This window comes from Pantoea sp. R102 (assembly GCF_004916815.1).
GTDB classification, from domain to species: Bacteria; Pseudomonadota; Gammaproteobacteria; order Enterobacterales; family Enterobacteriaceae; genus Pantoea; species Pantoea dispersa.
In genome coordinates this window covers 1-3,917 of record NZ_SDFT01000249.1, presented here as the reverse complement: position 1 = coordinate 3,917, position 3,917 = coordinate 1, and the positions used below count along the sequence as shown (strand labels likewise).

4 protein-coding genes are annotated in these 3,917 nt (G+C 58.8%); all 4 read left to right on the top strand.

What is annotated here, in order from left to right; all coding sequences use genetic code 11:
- Positions 1-186: 186 nt before the first annotated feature.
- The gene (locus ERD80_RS20975) at positions 187-570 is read left to right on the top strand and encodes a CidA/LrgA family protein (RefSeq protein WP_021509289.1); all 384 of its coding nucleotides are present in this window, start codon (positions 187-189) and stop codon (positions 568-570) included.
- Positions 563-1,255 carry a CidB/LrgB family autolysis modulator gene (locus ERD80_RS20970; RefSeq protein ID WP_021509288.1) on the top strand — a complete coding sequence of 231 codons (693 nt, stop codon included), beginning with the start codon at positions 563-565 and terminating at the stop codon, positions 1,253-1,255. Before ERD80_RS20975 ends, ERD80_RS20970 begins: the two co-directional genes overlap by 8 nt.
- 124 nt (positions 1,256-1,379) lie before the next feature.
- The gene (gene cdd / locus ERD80_RS20965; RefSeq protein ID WP_136548408.1) at positions 1,380-2,276 is read left to right on the top strand and encodes a cytidine deaminase; all 897 of its coding nucleotides are present in this window, start codon (positions 1,380-1,382) and stop codon (positions 2,274-2,276) included.
- A 158-nt stretch (positions 2,277-2,434) separates the two neighbouring features.
- A partial coding sequence (locus ERD80_RS20960; protein ID WP_136548406.1) for an NAD-dependent malic enzyme occupies positions 2,435-3,917 on the top strand: 1,483 nt, incomplete at its 3' end.

Below are 3,917 nucleotides of genomic sequence, written 5' to 3'. Positions count from 1 at the left end.
CGCAGCGCGCGCTGCGGTTGCACGGTGTGGTTCATCGCTGCTCCTTCGCTCTGCCCACCAGCTTACGCCGCTTTGCGCAGCTTCAAAGCAAAGGTGTTGAAATCCTGAATCTGCATTCCAGTGTGATCGCTAGCACGCTAAGCGCTTAATGCGTATGATGAAGCGCCACGAAAACAGGAGCCTGACATGCCCACCGTGCTATCTGCCTGCTGGCGCTATCTGCGCGCCTTTGCCATCGTCTATGCCGCGCTTTACGCCGGCAACGGCCTTGCCGCCCTGCTGCCATTTACCATTCCTGGCAGCATCCTTGGCATGCTGTTGCTGTTTGCCCTGCTGGCGCTGCAGATTATCCCGGTAACGTGGGTGAAACCCGGCTGTCAGCTGTTGATCCGCTACATGGCGCTGCTGTTTGTACCGATCAGCGTTGGCGTGATGGGCTACACCGATATCCTCAGCGCACAGTTTGGCCCGATTGTCGTCTCCTGTATGGTCAGCACCCTGCTGGTGTTGCTGATTGTCGGCCTGAGCGCCGAGCGCCTGCAGCGTCCGAAGGAGTCCGGCCATGAGTGACGCCTGGTGGTCACTGCCGCTTACCGTGGTGGCGTATCTGCTGGCACGCCGTCTGGCAGCCAGAATCAACCTCTCCATCGTCAATCCGCTGCTGGTGGCCATGGCGATCATTATTCCACTGCTGCTGCTGACGCACCTGCCCTACGCGCGCTATTTTGCCGGCAGCGCGCTGCTTAATCAGCTGCTGCAGCCCGCCGTGGTGGCGCTGGCGCTGCCGCTGTATGAGCAGATGCACCAGATTCGCGCGCGCTGGAAAACCATCATTAGCGTCTGCTTTATCGGCAGCATTACCGCCATGGTGTCCGGCACGGCGATCGCGCTGTGGATGGGGGCGACTCCGGAAATCGCAGCCACCATCCTGCCGAAGTCGGTGACCACGCCCATCGCCATGGCAGTGTCGGGCTCGCTACACGGTATTCCCGCCATCAGCGCCATTTGTGTATTGATTGCTGGCGTGCTGGGCGCGGTGTTTGGTCACATGCTGCTGAATCTGTTTAAAGTGCGCAGCAAGTCCTCACGCGGGCTGGCGATTGGCAACGCGTCACATGCGCTCGGCACCGCGCGCGCCGCGGAGATTGACTATCAGGAAGGCGCCTTCAGCTCACTGGCGCTGGTAATCTGCGGCATCATCACCTCGTTACTGGCGCCTTTCATTTTTCCTTTGCTGATGCGCTTACTGGGGTAAAACTTGCGAGAGATCTCGCAAAGTTGAAACAAGCCAATCAGCTTGCATTGTCATAGCGACATGGATCACATATAAACCTTGAGGCGGCGCTTCGCCGCTGACGAGTTAATGAGGCCATAACATCATGCATGCACGATTCACTTCCGCTTTCTCTGCCCTGCCCGCTACGCTGCAGAGCGCGCTTCAGCCGTTGCTGGACGCCGCTGATTTTCACGGCGTGCTGCGACCGCAGGAGGTGACTCAGCTGCAACAGGCAACCGGTCTGGATGATGATGCGCTGGCACTCGCACTGCTGCCGATTGCCGCCTGTTGTGCCGTGGCACCGGTTTCGCACTTTAACGTGGGCGCTATTGCGCGCGGCATCACTGGCCACTGGTACTTCGGTGCCAACATGGAGTTTTTACATGCGCCGCTGCAGCAAACGGTCCACGCCGAGCAGAGCGCAGTCACGCATGCCTGGCTGCGGGGCGAAGCGCAGCTGGCGACCATTACCGTCAACTACACGCCGTGCGGGCACTGCCGCCAGTTTATGAATGAACTGAATAGCGGTACGGCGATTCGCATCAGCCTGCCGGGCCGCGCGGTCAGCACGCTGGCCGACTATTTACCCGATGCCTTTGGCCCGGCCGATCTCAATATCAGTGAACGGCTGCTGACGCCGGTCGACCACGGTTTCCTGCCGCAGGGCGATGCGCTGCAGCAGGCCGCGATTGATGCCGCCAGCCGCAGCCATGCACCTTACAGCCAGAGTTATAGCGGCGTGGCGTTGCAGAGCCGCAGCGGCCAGATTTACCCCGGGCGCTATGCCGAAAATGCCGCTTTCAACCCGAGCCTGCCGCCATTACAGGCCGCGTTGATTCTGATGAATATGCACAACGAAGCGCTGGAGGAGATTCAGCAGGCAGTGCTGGCAGAAAGCGCCGACGCCACGCTGAGCCAGTTTGATGCCACGCGCACCACCCTCGCCGCGCTCGGCTGCAGCAATTTCTCAGTTACTTTAGTTTCGAAACCAACAGTTTAGTGATCCTTTTACCGCTTTTGTGACCTTCTATTAACAAAAGCTGTACATCTGCAGGAATTTTCATAGGATCGGGCGCCAGAACTTCACAATAAACGGGTCTGGCGTTACCTTCTTGCTGGCGACACGTCAGAAAACACTGCAACCGGAGCAAACACTGCATGGAACTCGAGTACGAAAGTAAACGTCCGCTGTATATTCCTTACGCGGGTCCGATCCTGCTGGAATTTCCGCTGTTGAACAAAGGCAGCGCCTTCTCGCTGGAAGAACGTAATGAATTTAACCTCAATGGCCTGCTGCCAGACGCCGTAGAAACCATCGAAGAGCAGGCCGAGCGCGCCTGGCGTCAGTTCCTGGACTTCAAAAACAATAACGACAAGCACGTCTACCTGCGCAACATCCAGGACACCAACGAAACGCTATTCTATCGCCTGCTGGACAACCACCTGGAAGAGATGATGCCGATCATCTACACCCCAACGGTTGGCGCGGCCTGCGAGCACTTCTCAGAAATCTACCGTCGCGCGCGCGGGGTGTTTATCTCCTATAACAACCGCGACCGCATTGAAGACATGCTGCAAAACGCCACCAAGCAGAATGTCAAAGTCATCGTGGTCACCGACGGTGAGCGTATTCTCGGCCTCGGCGACCTGGGCATCGGCGGCATGGGCATTCCTATCGGTAAGCTGTCGCTGTACACCGCGTGCGGCGGCATCAGCCCGGCCTACACCCTGCCGGTGGTGCTGGATGTCGGCACCAATAATCAGCAACTGCTGAACGATCCGCTCTACATGGGCTGGCGCCATCCGCGCATCACCGGCGAAGAGTATGAAGCCTTCGTTGATGAATTCATTCAGGCGGTGAAGCGCCGCTGGCCAAATGTGCTGCTACAGTTTGAAGATTTCGCGCAGAAAAACGCCATGCCGCTGCTGGAGCGTTACCGCGATGAGATCTGCTGCTTCAATGATGATATTCAGGGCACGGCCGCTGTCACGGTGGGCACGCTGATCGCCGCCAGCCGCGCCGCAGGCAGCCGTCTGTGCGAGCAGAAAGTGGTGTTCCTCGGTGCCGGTTCCGCCGGCTGCGGTATTGCCGAGCAGATCGTCGCACAGATGAAATCCGAAGGCCTGAGCGATGATGAAGCGCGCGCGCGCGTGATGATGGTAGACCGTTTCGGCCTGCTCACTGACAAATTGCCTAACCTGCTCGATTTCCAGAGCAAGCTGGTGCAGAAGAGCGACAATCTGAAAGACTGGGATGTCACCAGCGATTCGATCTCACTGCTCGACGTGGTGCGTAATGCCCAGCCGGATATCCTGATCGGCGTTTCCGGCCAGCCGGGACTGTTCACCGAAGAGATCATTCGCGAGATGCACAAGCACTGCAAACGCCCGATCGTGATGCCGCTCTCTAACCCGACCTCGCGCGTGGAAGCAACGCCGGCAGATATCATCGCCTGGACCGACGGTGACGCGCTGGTCGCCACCGGCAGCCCGTTTGCACCGGTCACCTGGAAAGGCAAAACCTACCCGATTGCCCAGTGCAACAACTCCTATATCTTCCCGGGTATCGGTCTCGGCGTGATCGCTGCCGGCGCCACCCGCGTAACGGATTCGATGCTGATGACCGCCAGCCGCGCGCTGG